We start from the raw sequence: 20,741 nt of genomic DNA, 5'->3' as shown, positions 1-20,741 counted from the left end.
TCTACGACAAGGATGGCAACGTCATCGCGGCCGCCATCATCGGCTCCACGGGCCTCGAACCGGCGTCCACGCTGGCCGCCACCGACCCCCACCCAGTGAACAAATTCGACACACACCCTAGTCCTCAGGCGCGGGCCAGGCGCTCATCGCGCGATCGATCGAGCGTTGCAACTGGGGCAGATCGGCTCCGTCGCGGGCCTGGATGGACAGGCCGAACAGGACGGTGGCGTAGAACTCGGCCAGGTCGGCGGTATCGGTGTCCGGGGGCAGATCGCCCTCGACCACGCCGCGATCTAGGCGGGCGCGGATGTCTCGCTTGGTCTGCGTGCGCATGTCGACGAGGAAATCGCGAACGGCGGTATTGCGGGTGGTGTAGGTCGAACCCGCGAGCACGACCATGCAGCCGCGCGGGGTGGTCTCCTCGACGTAGGCGACCGCGTTGTCGCGCAGCATCGCCTCGATGCTGCGCCGGGCGGTCGGCTCCTCCCGCAGCGCCCGGGCGGTGTAGCCGCCGTGGGTGCCGCCGTAGAGCCGCACCGCCTCGCGGAACAGCTGCTCCTTACTGCCGAAGGCCGCGTACAGGCTGGGGGAGTTGATGCCCATGGCCGCGGTGAGATCGCTCATCGACGTGCCCTCGAAGCCGTGCTCCCAGAAGACCTCCATGGCACGGCGCAGCGCCCGGTCGCGGTCGAAGGCGCGGGGTCGGCCACGTTCGGCCATGGTCGGACTCCTTTCTGTGTCGATCGTTAAATATACCCCTTGACACCGGCTCGGCGGCTCTGCTTGGATATTTTGTACTGATCGACACAGAATTTGAGGAGTGACCAATGATCGACCTGACCGGCAGTGTTGCGCTCGTGACCGGTGGCAGCAGGGGTATCGGCGCGGCCATCGCGCGTCAGCTGGCGGCGGCCGGGGCCGATGTGGCGGTGACCTATCGCGGCGATGCGGAGGGTGCGCGCAAGGTGGTGGCGGAGATCGAAGCGCGAGGTCGCCGGGGCGTGGCCATTCAGGCCGACAGCGTCGATGCCCAACAGGTCACCGCGGCCGTGCATCGCGCCGCCGCCGAACTGGGGCGGCTGGACATCCTGGTGAACAACGCGGGCATCTTCCCGGCCAAGCCGTTCGAGGAGTTCACCGTCGCCGAGATCGATCAGGCGCTGAACATCCACGCGCGTGCGGCATTCGTGGCCGCGCAGGCCGCGGTCGGGCATATGACCGGGGGCGGGCGGATCATCAGCATCGGCTCCAATCTGTCCGAGCGCGCGATCTTCGGCGGTGTCTCGCTGTACAACCTGAGCAAGTCGGCGCTCAACGGGTTCACCCGGGCGCTGGCGCGGGAGCTGGGTCCGCGCGGGATCACGGTCAATCTGGTGCAGCCCGGTTCCACCGACACCGATATGAATCCGGCGGGCGGCGAACACGCGCCGCAGCAGCTGCAATTCAACCCCCTCGGCCGCTACGGCAGCCCCGGCGATATCGCCGCCGCGGTCGCCTTCCTGGCCTCGCCCGCCGGTCGCAGTATCACCGGCACCACGCTCACCGTCGACAGCGGCACCAACGCCTGAGTCAGCGCGCGAAATACCGGCCCGGCGAAATCCCCACGGCGCGACGGAATGCCGCCACATACGCGCTCGCGGTGGCGTAGCCGACCCGCTCGGCGATCCGGCTCAGCGGCAGCCCGTCGGCCAGCAGCGGTAGCGAGGCGGCGAGCCGGATCTGAGTCCGCCACTGCCCGAAACCGATCGCGGTCTCGGCGAGGAACAGGCGCGCCAGCGTGCGCGGGCTCGCGGCCGCGACCGGGGCGAACTGTTCCAGGGTGCGATCGTCGGCCGGATCGCGCAGTAGCGCCTCGGCCACCGCGCGGGCCCGCGGGTCGGCGGGCATGGGGGCGCCGACGGGGATGACCTCGACGGGTTCGACGAGGTCGAAGACGACCGCCTCGGCGCGGCGGCGGCGATCGGCGGCAGTCGTGTCGACCGAGAATTCGGTTGCGGGAGAAGGCGTTTCCTGGACCGCAGCGGGATGGACGCTGCCCGCGGTGAGGTAGTCGAACAGCTCGTGCAGCAGTCGGCCGACGCGGAGCAGGGTAGGGGTGGGGAAGGTGATCGGGCAGAGGTCGGGCTCGATGAAGATGCCGCGCATATCCGCTCGGGCGGCCGCGCCGGTGCGATGCGGGGTCGTGGCGGGCACCCACAGCGCGCGAGTCGGCGGCAGCACCCAGGAGCCGCCGACCTCGACCCCGAGCACTCCGCGTGAGGCCCAGACGATTTGGTGCTGCGGGTGCCGATGGGTGTCGAACCAGTGGCCCGCCGGCAGGGTGCTCGCGCCGAGCACCATGGCGGTCGGGCCGGTGGTGGCGGGCAGCAGGGGCGCGTGACCGTTTGGCGACACGATCTGTCAGCGTAGCGTCTCGCGGTCACGCGCGGGGGTCCCTAGCGTCGTGACCATGACGATGAACCTCGTGCACCGCTGGCTCTGCAGTTCCGCCCGCTGGGAGAAGGCCAGTGCCACCCAGATCATTCCGTGGGCGCTGGAGGGCGTCGACCTCGGTGACGCCACCCTGGAGGTGGGACCCGGCTACGGCGCCAATGTCCGGGCATTGCGGGAGCGGACCACCGAGCTGACCGGTATCGAGATCGATCCCGCCCTGGCCGCCCGGCTGCGTGCGCGCCACGCCGGGCGGATGCGAGTGGTGGAGGGAGACGGCGCGGCAATGCCGTTGCCGGACAACAAGTTCAGCGCGGTCGTGAGCTTCACGATGCTGCACCATGTGCCCTCGCCCGACCAGCAGGACGCCGTCTTCGCCGAGGCGTTCCGGGTGCTGCGGCCGGGCGGGGTCTTCGCCGGGAGCGACGGGCTGGATCGGTTCGCGTTCCGGCTGGTGCATCTGGGTGATACCTGTGTTCCGGTGCCGCCGGAGACGTTGCCCGAGCGGCTGGCCCGTGCGGGGTTCACCGATGTAAGGGTCGAAAAAGGGTTGGGCAGCTTCCGATTCCACGCCTACCGGCGGTAGCCCCACTGCCTCGCCGCTCCGGCGGCGAATCCATGTGGCCGGGTGGCGCGGACCGGTGGGATCGTCATCCGGTGAGGGTGGCGAAATAGGTCGCGGGGTCGAGGGAATCGATCGATGTCCAGCGCGGGGGCGGGGCGTCGGTGATGGGGTCGGCGGTGAGGTCGCGGTGGTATGCCTGCAGATCCAGGGCGAGGCGGGGATTTTCGTCCACCTGGCGGGCCAGGGCGTAGCAGGTGGCCAGGAAGTGCAGGCAGCGCGGGGTGCGGGCCGAGCAGGAGCAGTCGCTGTCGCGCAGGCGCGGTGCGAGGGCGAGGCCGGCGGCGGTGAGCGCGTCGTGGTGGGCGTCGGTGAGTTCGACCGCGGTGGCGGGCAGTAGTTCGGCGATCGCGGTGATGCTCGCGCGGGGCAGTGGTTCGAATTCCAGGTGGGTCACCGAGGCCTGGCCGCCCCGGTGGATGCTCGCCCGGACGGTGGTGCCCTCGATCTCGGTGACGACGCCGCCGTGGCGGGCGATGCTGCGGGCGCGGGGCAGCAGCGGCTCGGGCCGGGTGAGGCTGAGCGGTTCGGCCAGGCGGACCCAGTCCATGCCCCAGCGGGTGTATCCGAATTCGTTGTCGCGCATGTCAATTGCCTCGCTTCCGGCGCAGGATCTCCAGCAGCTGATCGTCGTCGAGGCGGGCCAGTGCGGCGACGATATTGGCCTGGGCGCCGCCCAGATCCGCGAGCGCGGACTTGCGCTCGTGCATCGCGGCGATGTGTTCCTCGACGGTGGTGCCGGTGGTGAGCGTGGTGACGGTGACCGGGCGGGTCTGGCCGATCCGATGCGCGCGGTCGGAGGCTTGGGCCTCCACGGCCGGATTCCACCAGCGGTCGAAGTGGATGACATCGGCGGCGCGGGTCAGGGTCAGACCGGTGCCCGCCGCGCGCAGGCTCAGCACCAATACCGGTGGGCCGTCGGGGGATTGGAACCGGCTCACGATCTCGCCGCGCTCGGCGGCGTCGAGCCCACCGTGGAAGAACGGCGCCCGCACCCCGAACCGCTCGGCGCAGTGGCGGACCAGCAGTTCGCCGGTGCGCCGGTACTGGGTGAAGATCAACGTGGGCGAGCCGGCTTCGAGATTGTTCGCCACGATGTCGAAGCAGACGTCGAATTTGCCGGAGCGACCTTCCAATTCGCCCAGCTCGCCGTCGACCAGGCCCGGATGGTTGCACACCTGCTTCAGGCCGGTCAGCGCCGCCAGCACCCGGCTGTGCCGCTGGGCGCCGGTGCCGAAGCCCTCCGCCTCGGCGCGCGCCAACAGTGCGTCGTAGCGGCGCTGCTGCTCGTCGGTGAGATCGCAGATCAGATCGCAGTGGATCTTCGGCGGCAGCGCGGCGGCGACCTGTATCTTCTTGCGCCCCAATACGAATGGCTCCAGGGTGTCGCGCAACCGCAGCACCGCGTCGAAGGAGCCCTCGTGAATCGGCCGCACGAACCGGCGGCGGAATTGGGCCTTGTGCGTGAAGGACTGCGGGAGGACCAGATTCAGCAGCGCCCACAGCTCGTCGAGGTGGTTCTCCACCGGCGTTCCGGTCAGGGCCACCCGCGCGGCCGCGGATACGGCCCGTGCCGCCCGCGCGACCTGGGTGCGCGGATTCTTGAGCACCTGCGCCTCGTCGAATACCGCGGTGGTCCAGTCGATCCCGCTCAGCGCCCGGCCGTGCCCGCGCACGGTCGGATATCCGGTGACCACGATCGTTCCCGCCGCGGCCGCGAGGTCACCGCCGCGCCAGGCCATCGGCCGCAGCTCCGGGGCGAACCGCTCGATCTCGTGCACCCAGTTGCCGACCAGCGAGGTCGGGCAGACCACCAGCTGCGGCCCGGTCGCCGCCCGGCCGAGCAGATAGCCGATGGCTTGCACCGTCTTTCCCAGACCCATCTCGTCGGCCAGCACCGCGCCGCCGTGCGCCGCGGTGGTCTCCCGCAGCCAGGCGATGCCCCGCGCCTGATACGGCCGCAGTTCGACCTTCAGTCCCTGTCGCAGCTCGGCCGCGACGGCCTGTGCGTCGGCGCAGGCCCGCACGGCCCGCTCGGCCGAAACCACCGCGGTCCCCGCGGCATTGGGCACCGCGTGCCCGGCGATCGGCAGCAGCGCGGGCGCGAGCTCACCGGTCAGGGCGCCGCGCCACGCCGTGAGCGAATCGCCGGGCTCGGGGACGGCGGTCGCCGCGAGCTGTTCGGGTTCGGCCAGCAGGCAGGGCACGGGGGACACGGTGAATCCGCCGTCGAGCGACGGGACGACCAGTTCCACGGTTGCCTCGTCGCCTCGGGACTGCCCGGAACCGGCGGACCCGGCGTGGGTCTCGGGTGCGGCCGGGCCGTGGCCGGTCCAGGTCCACAGCGCGAACAGATGGCGGTCGGGCAGGTAGGTGGCGTGCGTGGTGGGCAGGGCGGCCCCCTTCGAAATCTTCGTACGGCGTACCGAGTAGAGTAACTTCGTGCAGTGTACCGATATTCCGGCGGGAGGGCTCGTGACCAATGACACAGCCGATGCGCAGGCGGAACGGCTGCTGCGGTTGCTCTGGCGTGAGGTCGCGCCGCCGCGCTCTGGGGGCCGCGGTCCCAAGCAGGCGGTGAGCGTGGACGAGGTGGTCCGGGCGGGCATCGGGCTGGCCGACCGCGAGGGCTACGACCGGGTGTCGATCCGGGCGGTGGCGAGCGAGCTGGGGCTCGGGCCGATGAGCCTGTACACCTACGTGCCGGGTAAGGATGGCCTGATCATGCTCATGGTCGACGCGGTCGCGGCCGAGGATGAGCCGATCGATCCCGCACTACCCGTCCGAGAGCGGATGGCCGCGATCGCGCGGGGTGTGCGCGCCGAACTGCTGGCGCATCCGTGGCTGCTGGAGGTGCCGCCGTGGCGACAGGTGTTGGGGCCCGGGCGGTTACGCCGCTACGAGCGGCAGCTGGCGGCCCTGGCGGGGCTGGGGCTGTCGGATCTGGAGATGGACCGGGTGATCGCGGTGCTGTCGCAGTTCGCGACCGGGAATGCCCGCACGGTGGTGGCGGCGCGGCGCGAGACGGAACAGATGAGCGACGCGCGGTGGTGGGAGGTCTACGGGTCGTTGCTGATTCGGCTCATGCCCGCCGAGCGGTTCCCGCTGTCGACGCGGGTCGGGGCGACGGTCGGGGAGCACTATCGGGCACCGGGCGAGCCGGACGGTGACTTCGAATACGGCCTGGCCCGGCTGCTCGACGGCATCCTGGCCTGAACGCACGAGGCGGGCGGCCCTCGAAAGGGCCGCCCGCCGTGGGATGTTCAGTTGACGGATTCACTTGTCGAGCGGACTGAAGGAGCTGATTACAGCGCCGGTGCCGACTCCGTGTCGATCACGGCCTCGAGCTCGCGCAGGCGCGCCATGTGCTCATTGGCGTGATGCTGGCAGAAGAGCAACTCGCCACCGCCGGGAAGGGTTGCGCGCACCCGCGCGCCCGCCCCGCAGCGGTCGCAACGGTCGACCGCGGTCAGTGGGGTGCTAGTCAGTGTTCCTGGCATGACTCCTCCGTCCTGGCTCCCGGCGCAGAAAGCCGTTCGCCTGGGTGTGGGGCCCACGGTCCCCCCGTGGGCTCGCTACCGCTACTTCCCAGCAGTGGCAATGACTACTCTGTCAGACGTTCGGGACGGGGGCTTTGTTCCCGGGGATGTTTCTTTGTGTTTTCCCTAACATGACCAGGCGTTTCGCTGTAGGCGAACAGCATGGCCAGCTGGGTGTCAGGTGGTGCCCACCTCCGGGTACAGGCCGATCCAGTTGTCTTGTCGGCAGATTACCCCGGCCCACCGACACTCACACTCCGGTTTCGGCAAACTTCGAGGCCACGGGGCTGTGACCTACGTTATGGTCGGGCCATGATCACACCGGATTCCCGAATTGCCAAGGCGCGCACGCTGGTTCACATGTGCACCCGCGACGAATGGGAAGCCGCACGTCACACGGGTGAACGCCGGGCCCCGTCGATGGAAACCGAGGGTTTCATCCACCTGTCCGCCCCGGGGCAGGTGCACCTGCCCGCAAACCGGTTGTTCGCCGGTAGCGAAGATCTTGTTCTGCTGTGGCTGGACCCCGATCGGCTGGGCGCGCCGGTCGTCTGGGAGCCGGGTGTGCCGACCGATCCGGCGGCCATGCTGTTCCCGCATCTTTACGGCCCGATTCCGCTGGTCGCCGTGGTCGGGGTCACCGACTACCGGCCCGGTCCGGATGGCCGGTTTCCGGAGATTTCGGACGACTGACCTAGGGTGGAGACGTGAACGTCGACGTGACAGCGCTGCCCGGCATAGGGGTACGCAAGGACTTCGAGGCCCGGTCCGGTCGCCGGATCGGCGTCGTCGCCCATCGCGACGGCGGTCTCGAACTGTTCATCTCCAAGCCCGACGACCCGGACGCATGCGCCGCCCAGGTGCCGCTGAGCACCGACGAGGCGGCCGTGCTGGCCAATTTGCTCGGGGCGCCGCAGCTGGTCGAGAAGCTCAATGCCGATCATCGCGATATGCCGGGCATCGTGACCCGGCAGTTGCCGATCGCGGACTCCTCGCCCTATCAGGGCCGGGAGTTGGGCGAGACCCGCATGCGCACCCGGACCAAGGCCTCGATCGTCGCGGTCATGCGGGCGGGGCAGGTCTACCCCTCGCCCGGGCCGGACTTCGTGCTGACGGCGGGTGATCTGCTGGTGGTGGTCGGTACGCCCGACGGGCTCGACGCCGCGCTGGCGATCCTGACCGACGGGTGATGCTGTGCCTGCCACCGCTTTAGCACTTGTCCAACTCGGAGCCATCCTGTTCGCCTTGGGAGTGCTGGGGCGCGTTGCCGGGCGCTTCGGGATGTCTCCGATTCCGCTCTACCTGCTCGGCGGGCTGGCCTTCGGGCGCGGGGGCGTCATCGAACTGGAGACGGCCGTGGAGTTCGGCCACGTCGCCGGGGAGATCGGCGTGGTGCTGCTGCTCCTGCTGCTGGGGCTGGAGTACACCGCGCCCGAGCTCATGACCGGGCTGCGCAGATCGTGGCTGGCGGGCATCGTCGACATCGTCGCCAATGCGACCCCGGGCGTGGCGGTGGCACTGATCCTGGGCTGGGGCCCGACCGGTGCCGTCACCATGGGTGGGGTCACATACATCTCCTCGTCGGGGATCGTGGCGAAGGTGCTCAACGATCTCGGGCGGCTCGGTAACCGGGAGACGCCGGTCATCCTGTCGATCCTGGTGTTCGAGGATCTGGCCATGGCGGTATATCTGCCGATTCTCACCACGATCCTGGCCGGGGTCGGCTATCTGGCCGGGCTGCGCTCGCTGGCGATCGCGCTGCTGGCCATCACCTGCGTGCTGGTGATCGCGCTGCGGTACGGGCGGTACGTGTCGGCGATCGTGGACAGTTCCGATCGCGAGGTGTTCCTGCTCAAGCTGCTGGGCGCGGCATTGCTGGTGGCCGGATTCGCCTCGGCGCTGAACGTGTCGGCGGCGGTGGGCGCCTTCCTGCTCGGCATCGCTATCTCCGGTTCCACCGCCCAGAACGCGGCCAAACTGCTCGAGCCGCTGCGCGATCTGTTCGCGGCCATCTTCTTCGTCGCCTTCGGCCTCAACACCGATCCGCGCTCGATCCCACCGGTACTGGGCTGGGCCCTGCTTCTGGCCGTGGTCACCACCCTCACCAAGGTCGGCACCGGCTGGTGGGCCGCCCACCGCCAGGGCATCCGCCGCCTGGGCTCGGCCCGCGCGGGCGCCGCCCTGGTCGCCCGCGGCGAATTCTCGATCGTCATCGCCGGACTGGCCGTCTCGATAGGCGCCGTCAGCAACGACCTCGCCGCCCTGGCCTCGGCCTACGTCCTCCTCATGGCCGTCCTCGGCCCCATCGCCGCCCGCATGGTCGAGCCCACCGTCCGCCTCCTCCAACGCAAGCCCGCGCCCCCGGCCCCGATGGAATCGAGCCCGGCCGGAATTCGCGCGGAGTCCATCGAGCCGCACGGCCAGGGAGCGGGGGCAGCCGGGCGGGAGGTCTGACGCCGAAACCCCGTGGCGCACCCGGCAACTCGCGCGCCATGGATGTTCGGCTGGTGCTGTGACCGCAGCTTGGGCACCGCGCGCGGGCCGGGTGGCCGCTCGTGTTCGCGCATGGGCCGCTTCCGTTGCCGGTTACGTAGTCGCTTCCCCTCGCGTACGGAGCGGCTTCCTGTGCCCTGGCCCCGGCGCGCAGCGCCGGGGCCAGGGTGGGTCAGCGCTTCTCGGGTGGGTGTGAGTGGTCGCGGAGGTGTTCCAACCAGCGGGCGGAGGTGAGGGCGATGGCGCCTGCGAGCAGGCCGATCAGGGCGGCGGTGAGGTGGCCGTAGTCGGTGAAGGTGCGGCCGTGCCAGGCGGCCAGGGCGTACCAGGTGAGGAGGGTGGTGAGCCAGAGCAGGCGGGTGGGGCCGCGCAGGTGGTAGGTGAGGGCGGCCAGGATGGCCGAGAAGCCGTAGGAGGCGCCGACATCGGCGGCCACGGTGACCTTCAGGGGGATCAGGCCGTGGGCGACGGCGTGGGCGATGCCGGTGACGACGAGCACGGTGGTAGCGACGTGGCCGGCAGCGAAGACCAGGATCCAGCGCAGGGTGCCCAGCCAACGTTCGGCGAAGGCCATGACGGTGACGCAGCCCAGGATGGTGGACCAGGGGAAACCACCCTCGGTCCAGAACGCCGACGCCACCAGCACCTGCACCGGATCGCGGCGCATATTGTGCAGATTCGTCGAGGCCGACAGGATCAGCCGATGCCCGGCGAAATCGCTGATACCGCGTAGCGTCCACCACGTGACGAACAGCGTGAACGCATAGGCGCAGCTGGCCGGTGCGCCCGCGAGATGGTCGTGGGCGGCCCGCAGCGCCCGATACCAGCGCGGCGGCCGATGCCACCAGGCCCGCACCGCGCGCACGCCGTCCCCGAGATCGATCGTGCGCGTCCAGGGGGACCGGTAGTAATGCAGCACGGAAGCACCCACGCCGGTAAGTCTCGCCCGCCGGGCCCGCTCCTGCCCGCCGACCCGCCCTGCCGAGGCGTGTCGCATACCACATCCGCACCCCCGATGTAGCGAAAATCGCTGGTCACAGCCGTATTCGCGGATTCCGCGCGGGCGCATCCTGACAGTGGGAGCGCGCCGCGACATCTTCGCGCAATATTCGCCAACCGGACCGCAACATCGCACCAGCACAATCGGCCTCCGGTAGCCGCGGGTGGAGGAGGACGGGAATGACGGTGTATCGGCAGGTACTCGACGGAGTCACCTACACCTTCCACGGCCTGGTGGAGCTGCTGGCCAAGGCCACCCCGCGACGCAGCGGCGACGAATTGGCCGGGTGCGCGGCCGAATCCGATGCCGAGCGGGCGGCCGCGCAGTGGGCGCTGGCTGATGTGCCGCTGCCGACCTTCCTGAACGAACTCGTGGTGCCCTACGAGTCCGACGAGGTCACCCGGTTGATCATCGATACCCACGACCGCATGGCGTTCGCCGCGATCGCACATCTGACGGTCGGCGGGCTGCGCGACTGGCTGCTGGCGGCCTGCGCCCGCGACGATGCCGCCGAGGCGCTGTCCGCGATCTCGCGCGGGCTCACCCCCGAGATGGTGGCCGCGGTCAGCAAGCTCATGCGCAACCAGGACCTGATCGCCGTCGCCCGGGCCGCCCGCGTCCGATCGGCGTTCCGGACCACGATCGGAGCGCCCGGCACGCTGGCGACCCGGCTGCAGCCCAACCACCCCACCGACGATCCGCGCGGCATTGCCGCGGCCGTCCTGGACGGCCTGCTGCTGGGCTGTGGCGACGCGGTGATCGGCATCAACCCGGCCACCGATTCCCCCCGGGCCACCGCGGATCTGCTGCGGCTGCTGGACGAGGTGCGCACCCGCTTCGACATCCCCACCCAGTCCTGTGTGCTGTCCCACGTCACCACGACCCTGGAACTGATCGAGACCGGGGCGCCGGTGGATCTGGTGTTCCAGTCGATCGCCGGCACCGAGGGCGCCAATTCCGGCTTCGGCGTGAATATTTCGCTGCTGCGCGAGGCCGACGCCGCGGGCCGCGCGCTGCGCCGGGGCACTGTCGGCGACAACGTGATGTATTTCGAGACCGGCCAGGGTTCGGCGCTGAGCGCGGGCGCGCACCTGGGCGTCGACGGCCGACCGGTCGATCAGCAGACCCTGGAGACCCGCGCCTACGCCGTCGCGCGCGAATTCGATCCGCTGCTGGTGAACACCGTGGTCGGCTTCATCGGCCCGGAGTACCTCTACGACGGCAAACAGATCATCCGCGCGGGCCTGGAGGATCACTTCTGCGGCAAACTGCTCGGACTGCCGATGGGCGTGGACGTCTGCTACACCAATCACGCCGAGGCCGACTCCGACGATATGGACACCCTGCTCACCCTGCTGGGCGCGGCGGGCGCGGCCTTCGTCATCGCCGTGCCCGGCGCCGACGATGTGATGCTCGGCTATCAGAGCCTGAGCTTCCACGACGCGCTCTACGCGCGAAAGACCTTGGGGCTGGGGCCCGCACCGGAATTCGCCGCCTGGCTGGATCGGCTGGGCATGCTGGACCCGGCGGGCCGCATCCGAGAGGTCGAGCCGCTGTCCTCGCCGCTGCGCGCGCTGGCGGGTGCGCCATGACCGATTTCTGGGACGAACTGCGCCACACCACCCAGGCGCGCATCGGACTCGGGCGGGCCGGTGACGCGCTGCCCACGCGGCGGGTGCTGGAGTTCCGGGCGGCGCACGCGGCCGCGCGCGATGCGGTGCACAAGCCGCTGGACGTGGACGAATTCGCCGCACGGATCGCGGCCGCCGGACTGGGAGCGCCGGTGTGGGTGCGCAGCCGGGCCGCGGACCGGTCGGAGTATCTGCGGCGGCCGGATCTGGGCCGGTTACCGGAAATCTCTGCGGGAGAGGGGTTTTCGGAGCTGGCCGATACCGGAGCCGACATCGGCTTCGTCCTGGCCGACGGCCTGTCGCCCCGCGCCCTGTTCGATCACGGCGCCCCGATGCTCACGGCCCTGAAAGACGAACTGGGACAGGAGTTCCGCCTCGCGCCGCCGGTGATCGCCACCCAGGCCCGCGTGGCGCTCGGCGACCACATCGGCGAAGCCCTCGGCGTCACAACCGTTCTGGTGCTCATCGGCGAGCGCCCCGGCCTGTCGGTGGCCGACAGCCTCGGCATCTATCTGACCCATCGCCCGCGCCCCGGCCGCGCCGACTCCGAACGCAACTGCGTCTCCAACATCCACCCACCCGAGGGCCTCGGCTACCCGGCGGCCGCCAAGGTCGCGGCGGGCCTGATCGCCGGTGCCCGCCGCCTCGGCCGCTCCGGCGTCGACCTGAAGGACACCTCCGACCGCCTCGAGCTGTCGCAGGCGCGCGTCCTGGAACAGGACGGTTGAACTACTCCTACGGTTGACCACGTCTGGTCCTTGCTGCCGAGGCGGTTTCACCGAAAGCCACCCACACTGGAGCTGAAACCCGCCCGAGTGGAGGAGGACCCGCATGATCCGCCGAATTCTCACCTCGAGCATCGTGATCCTCGCGATGGGTGCGATAGCGCTGCCGATGGCGAACGCTCAGCCCCAATTCCGTCCGTGCAGTCAGGTGTTCCGGGTGCCGACGAGCGTGGAGGGCTGGACCAACCCCGCGCTCGCAGTCGTCTTCAGTCCCTACGGCACCGACCGCATCTACTGCAGCGCGTGGCACGGGTTCGGCTGGGTGTATCAGCTCGATCCGGCGGGCGGGCAGCACGAACTGCGTCCGATCGAAAGCCTTTCGGGGCAGAACAATCCGATCCTCGGCAAGGTCTACTTCTACACCGGCTAGTGCGGGTGGTTCACCTCGCGACTGGGCCAGTAGCGGCTGGCGTACTGGCCCTGGACGCGACGCGGATCCGGTTCGTCGGCGTCGGTGATCCCGACCTGCAGGAGCAGCAGCATGGTGACCAGGGCGACGCCGACGATGAGCGGGGTGAGCAGCTGTTCGGCCGGTGCGCCGGTGGGCATGTGCACGTGCGGGGCCGCGTGCGCCCGCATGGCGAACATGCCGGTGTAGTGCATGCCGCACACCGCGATACCCATGATCATGGCCGACAGGATCGTGGCGAGGATGCCGCGCACGTGCAGTGCGAACCACAGCGCCGCGGTCGCGGCCAGCACCGCGATCACCAGTGACAGCACCACGATCCACGAGTCGTAGCGCACGGCCGCGTCGGTCCGCATGGCGTACATGCCGGAGTAGTGCATCGCGCCCACGCCGAGGCCGGTGACCGCGCCGCCGACCGCCAGCGCGAACACCTCCTCCGGGCGCTGCACCACGATCGACAACCCCACCCACACCACCGCCATCGCGATGAAGGCGCTGAGCAGGGTGATCGGCACGTTGTAGCGGATCGTCGCATCGCGCACCGAAAAGCCGAGCATCGCAATGAAATGCATGACCCAGATGCCGGTGCCGCCCAGTGCGATGGCCGCGGTGGCGATCCACCCGCCGGAGCCGGCCCCGGTGCGGGCGCGCACCATGCAGCGCAGGGCCAGAAACGAACCGGTGACGGACATGAGGTAGGCCAGAGCGGGTGTCAGCCAGCCGTAGGTGAAATGGTCGATCTCCAGCATGCGGACTCCTAGCCCGGAGAGTTCCTGTCGACCCATCGCAGGGGGACAGCGCCGAACATTACTGAGAAATCCACTGGCAGTACATTTCTCGCATGATTCTGCGGTGAATTAGCTGGAGTTTGCTGAGGGCATGAGTCCAGCTCGTGGGCGCGCGCGTCGCGCGCCGGGCGCCGCGATTCGCGGTCGAGCCGGATTGACCGTTTCGGGCCAATCGGGCAAACAATGCGCACCGGTCTTGGTGAAGGCATTGCCGCACAGCGGATTCGCCGCCCGGTCGACGAGAGTGCCCCGGGCGCGCGCGGGAGCGGATCAATCCGCGTCGCCGGGGCCGCGCAGGTCCAGTCGCCGGATGACCCGGTCGACCACCTCGGTCGGCGCATGGGGCTCTCGCCGGGCGGTCAGCGCCTCCCGGCGGCCCACCGCGTGAATATCCGCGGCGATCCGCCGAATTCGTTGCGTGACGCGCAGGGTGCGGCCGGTGCCGATGGCGGCGTGCGGCCCGGTGTCGGCGAAGGTCGGCCGGGCCGTGAAGCCGTCGCGCAGGCCGTCGACAAGGTGCTCGGGCAGCCGCTCCGCGGCTGCCAGCTGTTCGAGGCGGCCCAGCTGTGCCTCGCGAATGCGTTGCCACAGGCGATATTCGAACTCCCGATCGGCCTCCGGATCGGCTCGCACGCCGGTCGCCCGGACCATCGCGGGCAGGGTGGGGCCCTGTAGGAGGAGGGTGAACAGGACCACGGCGAAGGCGATGAACAGGATCTCGCCGCGGCCCGGGAACGGCGCGCCGGAATCGGTGGTGAACGGAATCGCCAGCGCGAGCGCCACCGTCGCGACGCCGCGCTGCCCCGCCCACCAGGTGACGACGGTCTCGCGCCAGGTGTAGGGCTCGTCCGCCGCGCGGCGGCGCCACCGCCCGTGCAGCATCGCCCAGGTCGTCGACAGCCAGCCCAGCCGCAGCGCCACCACCACCGCGATGGTCGCCGCGGCGACACCGAGCATGGTCGGCCATTCGTGACCGACGGCCCGTGCGGCCGAACGCAATTCGAGTCCGATCAGGCCGAAGGCGAGGCCGGTCACCAGCATCTCGGTGATCTCCCAGAACGCGTCGCCCATCGAACGGTATGCGCTGCCGCAGGATCCGAGCGCGGCCTCGCTCAGATACAGCGAGCACAGCAGCGTCGCCAGCACCGCCGAACCGCCCCAAGCGGCGGCCAGGCCGTAGGCGGCGAACGGCAGCAGCAGCCCCAGAGCCACCTGCCAACTCGCCTCCGCCAGTCTCCGGGTGAGCAGGCTCCCGCACCAGCCGAGACCCAATCCGACCGCGACCGCCACCACCGCCGAGACCGCGAAATCCCACAGCGCGCCCCAACCGGAGAAATGCCCGGTCACCACCACCTGTACCGCCACGGTGTACAGCACGGCCGCGGTGACATCGTTGAACAACCCCTCGCCCTCGAGCGCGGACACCAGTCGCCGCGGCAACCCCAGCCGACCCGCCATGGCACTCACCGCGACCGGATCCGGCGGCGCGACCAGCGCACCCAGCACCAGCGCGGCGGCGAACGGCAGCGCCGGATGCCACGCCCAGACCAGCGCCGCCACCGCGACCGCGGTCGCCGCCACCAGTCCCACGGCCGTCGTCGCGAGGGTGCCCCGGTCGGCCGCGAACCGCCGCCACGACGTGCGCCGCGCCGAGGCGTAGAGCAGTGGCGGAAGTACCAGGGGCAGTATGAGATTCGGATCGATGTGGGTGCTCGGAACGAACGGCGCCACCGCCAGCAGGCAGCCGAACAGCGTCATCAGCACCGCGGGGGCGAGTCCGGTGCGCCGGGCCAGCGGTTGGGCGAGGATCGTCGCGAACAGCAGCACGAACACCACGACCAACTTCTCCACGTCCCGACTCTGCGGGCGGCGGCTGAGAGCGCGCCAAGGGGTGGCTGAGGCCGTCGGGTGTAAAAGCGGTCGCGCCCGGGTGAAATCGCTCTCAGAGCAGCGTAGTGGGACGCAGGTCCAGTCGGCGCATGACGCGATCGACCAGATCCGGCGGCATACCCGGCTCGCGGCGGGCGGCCTGGGCCTCGGCGCGGCCCGCCTCGACGACCTCGTCGCTGATGCTGCGGATCTTCTCCCCGACATGCATCCAGCGTTCGAACGCCTTGGCGTCCTCGGCATCCATCTGCTGGGCGGCCTCGGGGTCGGCACGGGCGAGACGGCGTTCGAAGTTGTCACGCAGCCGCTGATAGGTCTCCTCGGGCATCTGCTCGCGAGCGGCGATCCGGTCCAGCTCGTCCAGTTCGGCGCGCAGGATGCGCGTCCACAACCGGCGCTCCAGGACGCGTTCGGCCTCGGTGTCGGCCTGCACATGGGTGGCCCGCACGACGAGCGACAGCGTCGGACCCTGCAGCAGCAGCGTGAACAGCACCACGGCGAAGGCGATGAACAGCACATGGTCGCGCCCCGGGAACGCCGCCCCGGCATCGGTGGTCAGCGGCACGGCCAGGGCCAGCGCCACGGTCACCACGCCGCGCATTCCGGCCCACCAGGTGACCACCGACTCCCGCCAGGTGTGCGGCTCCTCGGTGTCCCGGCGTCGCCACCAGCGTCCGGCCGCGGCCGTGGTGACCAGCAGCCACACCAGGCGCAGCAGCACGACCACCGCGATCACGGCCGCGGTTCCGCCCAGCAGTTGTGGCCATCCCGGCCCGGCGGCGCTCAGCACGGTTGTGAGCTCGAGTCCGATCAGACCGAACGCCACGCCGGTGACGAGCAGATCGATGACCTCCCACACCGAATCGCCGACGAGGCGGTAGGAGCTGTCGCTGAAATCGGTTGCGGCATCGACCAGATACAGCGCGCAGATGAGCACGGCGAGCACCGCGGACCCGTGCCAGAACTCGGCCAGCCCGTAGGCGGCGAACGGCAGCAGCAGCCCCAGCGCCACCTGCCAGGTGGCCTGCCCCAGGCGGCGCATGAGGCGGCTGCCCGCCCAGCCCAGCACGACGCCGACCACAATCGCCACCACCGCCGAGAGGATGAATTCGCCCACGGTCCGCCAGGCCGAGAAGTGCCCGGTCACCACGGCCTGCACGGCTACGTTGTAGAGCACCACGGCGGTCACATCGTTGAACAGCCCCTCACCCTCGAGCATGGCCACCAGGCGCCGCGGCAACCCCAGCCGAGTCGCCATGGCGCTCACCGCAACCGGATCCGGCGGCGCGACCACCGCGCCCAGCGCGAACGCCGCCGCCAGCGGCAGACCCGGGTACCACGCGTGAAACACCGCCGCCACCGCCGCGGCGGTGGCGATCACCAACCCCACCGCCCGCAGCAGAATCGGCCCCGCATTGGCCGCGAACTGCTGCCACGACGTTCGCCGCGCCGAGGCGTACAGCAGCGGCGGCAGCACCAGCGGCAGAATCAGCTCCGGCTCGACAGCAATACTCGGCACCGCCGGAATCACGGCCAGCACCAGCCCGAAGACCGTCATCAACACCGCGGGCGCCAACCCCACCCGCCGCCCCAACGGCTGCGCCAGGATCGACGCGAACGCCAGCAAGAAAATCAATACCAACTGGTCCACAACGCCCCAGTCTGCTGACGGCGCCCCAGGATGTCACCGACCGGCGCGGCGCGGCGCGGTCGTCGATCGTGTCTTCGCCGTCGTCCTGCTGCCGCGGCTCATGATGATGGACAATCCGGACGGCGATCTGCCGCTGGACCGAGCTGCGAACATACCTGGGGTTTTCATGGAATTCAGTGTTCACCTGCCCGTTTTCGATATCGAGGGTGGTGTCGCCGCCATCGCGGGTGAGCTCGCCAGGGTCGGTGCCGCGGCGGAGGCGGCGGGGGCGGCCTGGTTGTCGGTGCAGGATCACTACTTTCAGATCGAGCTGACCGGGTTGCCCGCGGAATCGCCCATGCTCGAGGGGTACACGGTGCTCGGATTTCTGGCGGCGCACACCTCGACGATCGGGCTCGGGATGCTCGTCACCGGGGTGACCTATCGGCATCCGGGACTGCTCGCCAAGATCGTGACGACGCTCGATGTGCTCTCCGGTGGCCGGGCGGTGTTGGGGCTCGGGGCCGCCTGGTTCGAGCGTGAGCATCGCGGGCTCGGCGTGCCCTTTCCCGCGACCGCGGAGCGGTTCGAGCGGTTGGAGGAGACGTTGCGGATCTGTGCGCGGATGTGGGATCCGCAGTGCGACGGGCCCTTTCGGGGCAAGCACTATCAGCTGACCGAGACGCTGTGCTCACCGCAGCCGATCCGCCGCCCCAAGGTGCTCATCGCCGGTGGCGGTGAGCGCAAGACACTGCGGCTGGTCGCGCAATACGGCGATGCCTGCAACTTCGTCGCCGCGTCCCCCGCCGAGGTCGGGCACAAACTCGACGTGCTGCGGCGACACTGCGATCAGGTGGGCCGCGACTACGACGAGATCCGCATCACGATCGTCCCCGTCAGCCCGCGACCGGATACCGGCACCCGCGACGAATTCCTCCGCGCGATGGCCGATTACGCCGAACTCGGCGTGCACGAGGCCGTGGTCATCCCGCGGGGCGGCTCCCCGGCGGCCTGGATCGACACCATGGCCCCGACCATGCGGCGACTCGCCGAACTCGGGTAGGTCCGTCGCGACGAAGAACGGGCCGCCGAGCAGAAGCTCGGCGGCCCGTTCCACGGTGGGGAAACTCAGTCCAGGTAGTCCCGCAAAACCTGCGAGCGGCTCGGATGGCGGAGCTTGCTCATGGTCTTGGACTCGATCTGGCGGATGCGTTCGCGGGTGACGCCGTAGACCTGGCCGATCTCGTCGAGGGTGCGGGGCTGGCCGTCGGTGAGGCCGAAGCGGAGGCGGACGACGCCCGCTTCGCGCTCGGAGAGGGTCTCGAGGACGGACTGGAGCTGGTCCTGCAGCAGGGTGAAGCTCACCGCGTCGACCGCGACGACCGCCTCGGAGTCCTCGATGAAGTCGCCGAGCTGGGAGTCGCCCTCGTCGCCGATGGTCTGGTCCAGGGAGATGGGCTCGCGCGCGTACTGCTGGATCTCCAGCACCTTCTCCGGCGTGATGTCCATTTCCTTGGCGAGCTCCTCGGGCGTGGGTTCGCGGCCCAGGTCCTGCAGGAGTTCGCGCTGGATGCGGCCCAGCTTGTTGATGACCTCGACCATGTGCACCGGAATGCGGATGGTGCGGGCCTGGTCGGCCATCGCGCGGGTGATGGCCTGGCGGATCCACCACGTGGCGTAGGTCGACAACTTGTAACCCTTGGTGTAGTCGAACTTCTCGACCGCGCGGATCAGGCCGAGGTTGCCTTCCTGGATCAGGTCCAGGAACGCCATACCGCGGCCGGTGTACCGCTTGGCCAGCGAGACGACCAGGCGCAGGTTCGCCTCGAGCAGATGGTTCTTGGCGCGATTGCCGTCGCGCATGATCCACTGCAGATCGCGGCGGGTCGCCACGGGCAGCTTCTCGCCCTTCTCGGCGAACTCACGCAGCTTCTCGGTGGCGTAGAGCCCGGCCTCGATGCGCTTGGCGAGCTCGACCTCCTCCTCGGCATTGAGCAGCGCGACCTTACCGATCTGCTTGAGGTAGGCGCGAACCGAGTCGGCGGAGGCGGTGAGCTCGGCATCCTTGCGGGCCTGGCGCAGCGCCTCGGACTCCTCCTCGTCCCAGACGAAGTCGCCGGAGGCCTTGTCCTTCTCGGAAGGTTCGTCGGCCTCCTCGTCCTCGGCCTCCTCGACGGCGACCTCTTCCTCGTCCTCCTCGTCGACCAGATCGGCCTCCTCGGCCAGGTCGTCCTCGGAGACGTCGATATCACCGAGATCGTCGAGATCCAGCGACTCGTCGTCGAGGTTCTCCTCGACCTCGCCCTCGGCACCCGGAGCGGCCTTGGCCGCGGCCTTCTTCGCCGGTGCCTTCTTGGCTGCGGCCTTGGCGCCGGCCTTCTTGGCCGGTGCCTTCTTAGCGGCGGCCTTCTTGGCCGGAGCCTTCTTGGCGGCAGCCTTCTTGACCGGCCGTGCTGCGATGGGGCTTTCTGCGGAGTCGGCGGCTTCGGCCGATTCGGCGGTCTGTCGGGTATTCGTGGCTACCACGTACGCCCTTTCGTGACGGTCTCGTGCGGCGTCACGCCAGAGTGAAACTTCCGGCGGAGCGGTTCTGTCGGGGGGTCATCCGGCTCTCGTGCCGGTGTCGGTTCCGGCCTACCGCCGGTCATGCGTTCCATTGTAACGACCGAAACGGAATGCTCGTGTCTACACCTCGCTGGTGACATGAGCATTCTCGAATGGTAAACGGCATTCAACGGCTCAGGGGGCGACCCCGGCCCGCACCGCCATGGCCGCGCCGACGATCCCGGCGGTGTTCTTCAGATGGGCCGCGACCACCGGAGTCCGGTTGGCCAGCAAGGGGATCCAGTGGTCGGCGTCGCGGCTGATGCCGCCCCCGGCGACGATCACATCGGGCCACAGCAGGTTCTCCAGGGTCACCAGCACCTTGGTGACCTCGGCGGCCCACTGCTTGTAGGACAGGTTCTTTCGCTCCTTCACCGAGGAGGCGGCCCGGTGCTCGGCCTCCTTGCCCTTCACCTCGATATGGCCGAATTCGGTATTGGGCACCAGCGTGCCGTGATACAGCAGCGCCGAGCCGATGCCGGTGCCGAAGGTCAGCAGCATGACCAGGCCCGAGACATCGCGCGCCGCGCCGAAGCGGTCCTCGGCCATCCCGGCCGCGTCGGCGTCGTTGAGCACCACCACATCGCGCCCGCCCAGGGCGAGGGAGAACAACTTGGCCGCGTCGGTGTCGATCCAGCTCTTGTCGATATTGGCGGCGGTGCGGACGATGCCGTTGACCACCACGCTGGGCATGGTGATGCCGACCGGGCCGTCCCAATCGGCCTGGGCGACCAGCTTGGCGACGGTCTCGGCGACGGCATTCGGGGTGGACGGCTGCGGGGTGGCGATCTTGATGCGGTCGTGGGCCAGATTGCCGGTGTCCAGATCCACCACCGCGCCCTTGACGCCGCTGCCCCCGATATCGATTCCGAATGCGTGTCCCCGAGCGGACATTCCAGACTCCTCGTTCCCTGTGCTGCCGA

At 69.7% G+C, this 20,741-nt stretch carries 21 protein-coding genes; 10 read left to right on the top strand and 11 right to left on the bottom strand.

What is annotated here, in order from left to right:
* Positions 1-117: 117 nt before the first annotated feature.
* Positions 118-720: a TetR/AcrR family transcriptional regulator gene (locus NDR87_RS14670; RefSeq protein WP_251911897.1), complete on the bottom strand. Its 603-nt coding sequence runs from the start codon at positions 718-720 to the stop codon at positions 118-120.
* 107 nt (positions 721-827) lie between these two features.
* On the opposite strand from NDR87_RS14670, the gene NDR87_RS14665 reads away from it, so the two are divergent.
* Entirely contained in the window at positions 828-1,568 is a 741-nt protein-coding gene (locus NDR87_RS14665; RefSeq protein WP_251911898.1) for an SDR family NAD(P)-dependent oxidoreductase, read from the top strand.
* Between the two features lies 1 nt (position 1,569).
* Here NDR87_RS14665 and NDR87_RS14660 read toward each other — a convergent pair whose 3' ends face one another.
* Positions 1,570-2,394 (bottom strand): helix-turn-helix domain-containing protein, encoded by an 825-nt coding sequence (locus tag NDR87_RS14660; protein ID WP_251911899.1) that lies wholly within the window; start codon positions 2,392-2,394, stop codon positions 1,570-1,572.
* Positions 2,395-2,449: 55 nt separating this feature from the next.
* On the opposite strand from NDR87_RS14660, the gene NDR87_RS14655 reads away from it, so the two are divergent.
* The gene (locus NDR87_RS14655; protein WP_251911900.1) at positions 2,450-3,016 is read left to right on the top strand and encodes a class I SAM-dependent methyltransferase; all 567 of its coding nucleotides are present in this window, start codon (positions 2,450-2,452) and stop codon (positions 3,014-3,016) included.
* A gap of 64 nt (positions 3,017-3,080) precedes the next feature.
* On the opposite strand, the gene NDR87_RS14650 is transcribed toward NDR87_RS14655, so the two are convergent.
* Positions 3,081-3,638: a hypothetical protein gene (locus tag NDR87_RS14650; protein WP_251911901.1), complete on the bottom strand. Its 558-nt coding sequence runs from the start codon at positions 3,636-3,638 to the stop codon at positions 3,081-3,083.
* 1 nt (position 3,639) lies between these two features.
* Entirely contained in the window at positions 3,640-5,406 is a 1,767-nt protein-coding gene (locus tag NDR87_RS14645; RefSeq protein WP_372494159.1) for a DEAD/DEAH box helicase, read from the bottom strand.
* 121 nt (positions 5,407-5,527) lie between these two features.
* On the opposite strand from NDR87_RS14645, the gene NDR87_RS14640 reads away from it, so the two are divergent.
* Positions 5,528-6,268, top strand: a complete 741-nt coding sequence (locus NDR87_RS14640) for a TetR/AcrR family transcriptional regulator (protein ID WP_251911903.1) — start codon at positions 5,528-5,530, stop codon at positions 6,266-6,268.
* 89 nt (positions 6,269-6,357) lie between these two features.
* Here the strand turns inward: NDR87_RS14640 and NDR87_RS14635 are convergent, their stop codons facing one another.
* The gene (locus NDR87_RS14635) at positions 6,358-6,552 is read right to left on the bottom strand and encodes a hypothetical protein (RefSeq protein ID WP_062504947.1); all 195 of its coding nucleotides are present in this window, start codon (positions 6,550-6,552) and stop codon (positions 6,358-6,360) included.
* Positions 6,553-6,903: 351 nt separating this feature from the next.
* Between NDR87_RS14635 and NDR87_RS14630 the strand changes: the two genes are divergently transcribed.
* From NDR87_RS14630 to NDR87_RS14620, 3 genes are read left to right on the top strand one after another with little or no spacing between them, the layout of a single operon-like run.
* Positions 6,904-7,284: a DUF952 domain-containing protein gene (locus tag NDR87_RS14630; RefSeq protein WP_251911904.1), complete on the top strand. Its 381-nt coding sequence runs from the start codon at positions 6,904-6,906 to the stop codon at positions 7,282-7,284.
* A gap of 14 nt (positions 7,285-7,298) precedes the next feature.
* Positions 7,299-7,781: a cation:proton antiporter regulatory subunit gene (locus tag NDR87_RS14625; RefSeq protein ID WP_251911905.1), complete on the top strand. Its 483-nt coding sequence runs from the start codon at positions 7,299-7,301 to the stop codon at positions 7,779-7,781.
* Between the two features lie 4 nt (positions 7,782-7,785).
* Positions 7,786-9,045: a cation:proton antiporter gene (locus tag NDR87_RS14620; protein ID WP_251911906.1), complete on the top strand. Its 1,260-nt coding sequence runs from the start codon at positions 7,786-7,788 to the stop codon at positions 9,043-9,045.
* A gap of 211 nt (positions 9,046-9,256) precedes the next feature.
* Here the strand turns inward: NDR87_RS14620 and NDR87_RS14615 are convergent, their stop codons facing one another.
* A complete protein-coding gene (locus NDR87_RS14615; RefSeq protein WP_251911907.1) occupies positions 9,257-10,015 on the bottom strand; it encodes a rhomboid-like protein in 759 nt (252 codons plus the stop codon).
* A 248-nt stretch (positions 10,016-10,263) separates the two neighbouring features.
* On the opposite strand from NDR87_RS14615, the gene NDR87_RS14610 reads away from it, so the two are divergent.
* From NDR87_RS14610 to NDR87_RS14600, 3 genes are all read left to right on the top strand, one after another.
* A complete protein-coding gene (locus NDR87_RS14610) occupies positions 10,264-11,676 on the top strand; it encodes an ethanolamine ammonia-lyase subunit EutB (protein ID WP_251911908.1) in 1,413 nt (470 codons plus the stop codon).
* Positions 11,673-12,443: an ethanolamine ammonia-lyase subunit EutC gene (eutC, locus tag NDR87_RS14605; protein WP_251911909.1), complete on the top strand. Its 771-nt coding sequence runs from the start codon at positions 11,673-11,675 to the stop codon at positions 12,441-12,443. The genes NDR87_RS14610 and eutC overlap by 4 nt, the downstream gene beginning before the upstream one ends.
* Positions 12,444-12,546: 103 nt before the next feature.
* The gene (locus NDR87_RS14600; protein ID WP_251911910.1) at positions 12,547-12,870 is read left to right on the top strand and encodes a hypothetical protein; all 324 of its coding nucleotides are present in this window, start codon (positions 12,547-12,549) and stop codon (positions 12,868-12,870) included.
* On the opposite strand, the gene NDR87_RS14595 is transcribed toward NDR87_RS14600, so the two are convergent.
* The 3 genes from NDR87_RS14595 to NDR87_RS14585 form a co-directional block, all read right to left on the bottom strand.
* On the bottom strand, positions 12,867-13,658 hold the full coding sequence (locus tag NDR87_RS14595; RefSeq protein WP_251911911.1) for an MHYT domain-containing protein: 792 nt from the start codon (positions 13,656-13,658) through the stop codon (positions 12,867-12,869). The two genes, NDR87_RS14600 and NDR87_RS14595, sit on opposite strands and share 4 nt — an antisense overlap.
* A 309-nt stretch (positions 13,659-13,967) precedes the next feature.
* Entirely contained in the window at positions 13,968-15,548 is a 1,581-nt protein-coding gene (locus tag NDR87_RS14590) for a sodium:proton antiporter (protein ID WP_251911912.1), read from the bottom strand.
* Positions 15,549-15,639: 91 nt separating this feature from the next.
* On the bottom strand, positions 15,640-17,235 hold the full coding sequence (locus NDR87_RS14585; RefSeq protein ID WP_251911913.1) for a Na+/H+ antiporter: 1,596 nt from the start codon (positions 17,233-17,235) through the stop codon (positions 15,640-15,642).
* 166 nt (positions 17,236-17,401) lie between these two features.
* On the opposite strand from NDR87_RS14585, the gene NDR87_RS14580 reads away from it, so the two are divergent.
* On the top strand, positions 17,402-18,277 hold the full coding sequence (locus NDR87_RS14580; protein ID WP_251911914.1) for an LLM class F420-dependent oxidoreductase: 876 nt from the start codon (positions 17,402-17,404) through the stop codon (positions 18,275-18,277).
* A 65-nt stretch (positions 18,278-18,342) separates the two neighbouring features.
* On the opposite strand, the gene NDR87_RS14575 is transcribed toward NDR87_RS14580, so the two are convergent.
* A complete protein-coding gene (locus NDR87_RS14575; protein ID WP_251911915.1) occupies positions 18,343-19,740 on the bottom strand; it encodes an RNA polymerase sigma factor in 1,398 nt (465 codons plus the stop codon).
* 213 nt (positions 19,741-19,953) lie between these two features.
* Positions 19,954-20,712 carry a polyphosphate--glucose phosphotransferase gene (gene ppgK / locus NDR87_RS14570; RefSeq protein ID WP_251911916.1) on the bottom strand — a complete coding sequence of 253 codons (759 nt, stop codon included), beginning with the start codon at positions 20,710-20,712 and terminating at the stop codon, positions 19,954-19,956.
* Between the last annotated feature and the right edge of the window lie 29 nt (positions 20,713-20,741).

Source organism: Nocardia sp. CDC159 (assembly GCF_023740735.1).
In the GTDB taxonomy this organism is placed as follows: domain Bacteria; phylum Actinomycetota; class Actinomycetes; order Mycobacteriales; family Mycobacteriaceae; genus Nocardia; species Nocardia pulmonis.
Note: the sequence above shows the minus strand (reverse complement) of the source record. Positions and strands in the feature narration are given on the sequence as shown.

Coding starts and splice junctions, on each gene's coding strand:
- NDR87_RS14670 (WP_251911897.1), bottom strand. CDS start 720: ATGGCCGAACGTGGCCGACCCCGCGCCTTCGACCGCGACCGGGCGCTG.
- NDR87_RS14595 (WP_251911911.1), bottom strand. CDS start 13,658: ATGCTGGAGATCGACCATTTCACCTACGGCTGGCTGACACCCGCTCTG.
- NDR87_RS14630 (WP_251911904.1), top strand. CDS start 6,904: ATGATCACACCGGATTCCCGAATTGCCAAGGCGCGCACGCTGGTTCAC.
- NDR87_RS14665 (WP_251911898.1), top strand. CDS start 828: ATGATCGACCTGACCGGCAGTGTTGCGCTCGTGACCGGTGGCAGCAGG.
- eutC (WP_251911909.1), top strand. CDS start 11,673: ATGACCGATTTCTGGGACGAACTGCGCCACACCACCCAGGCGCGCATC.
- NDR87_RS14580 (WP_251911914.1), top strand. CDS start 17,402: ATGGAATTCAGTGTTCACCTGCCCGTTTTCGATATCGAGGGTGGTGTC.
- ppgK (WP_251911916.1), bottom strand. CDS start 20,712: ATGTCCGCTCGGGGACACGCATTCGGAATCGATATCGGGGGCAGCGGC.
- NDR87_RS14610 (WP_251911908.1), top strand. CDS start 10,264: ATGACGGTGTATCGGCAGGTACTCGACGGAGTCACCTACACCTTCCAC.
- NDR87_RS14600 (WP_251911910.1), top strand. CDS start 12,547: ATGATCCGCCGAATTCTCACCTCGAGCATCGTGATCCTCGCGATGGGT.
- NDR87_RS14650 (WP_251911901.1), bottom strand. CDS start 3,638: ATGCGCGACAACGAATTCGGATACACCCGCTGGGGCATGGACTGGGTC.
- NDR87_RS14655 (WP_251911900.1), top strand. CDS start 2,450: ATGACGATGAACCTCGTGCACCGCTGGCTCTGCAGTTCCGCCCGCTGG.
- NDR87_RS14635 (WP_062504947.1), bottom strand. CDS start 6,552: ATGCCAGGAACACTGACTAGCACCCCACTGACCGCGGTCGACCGTTGC.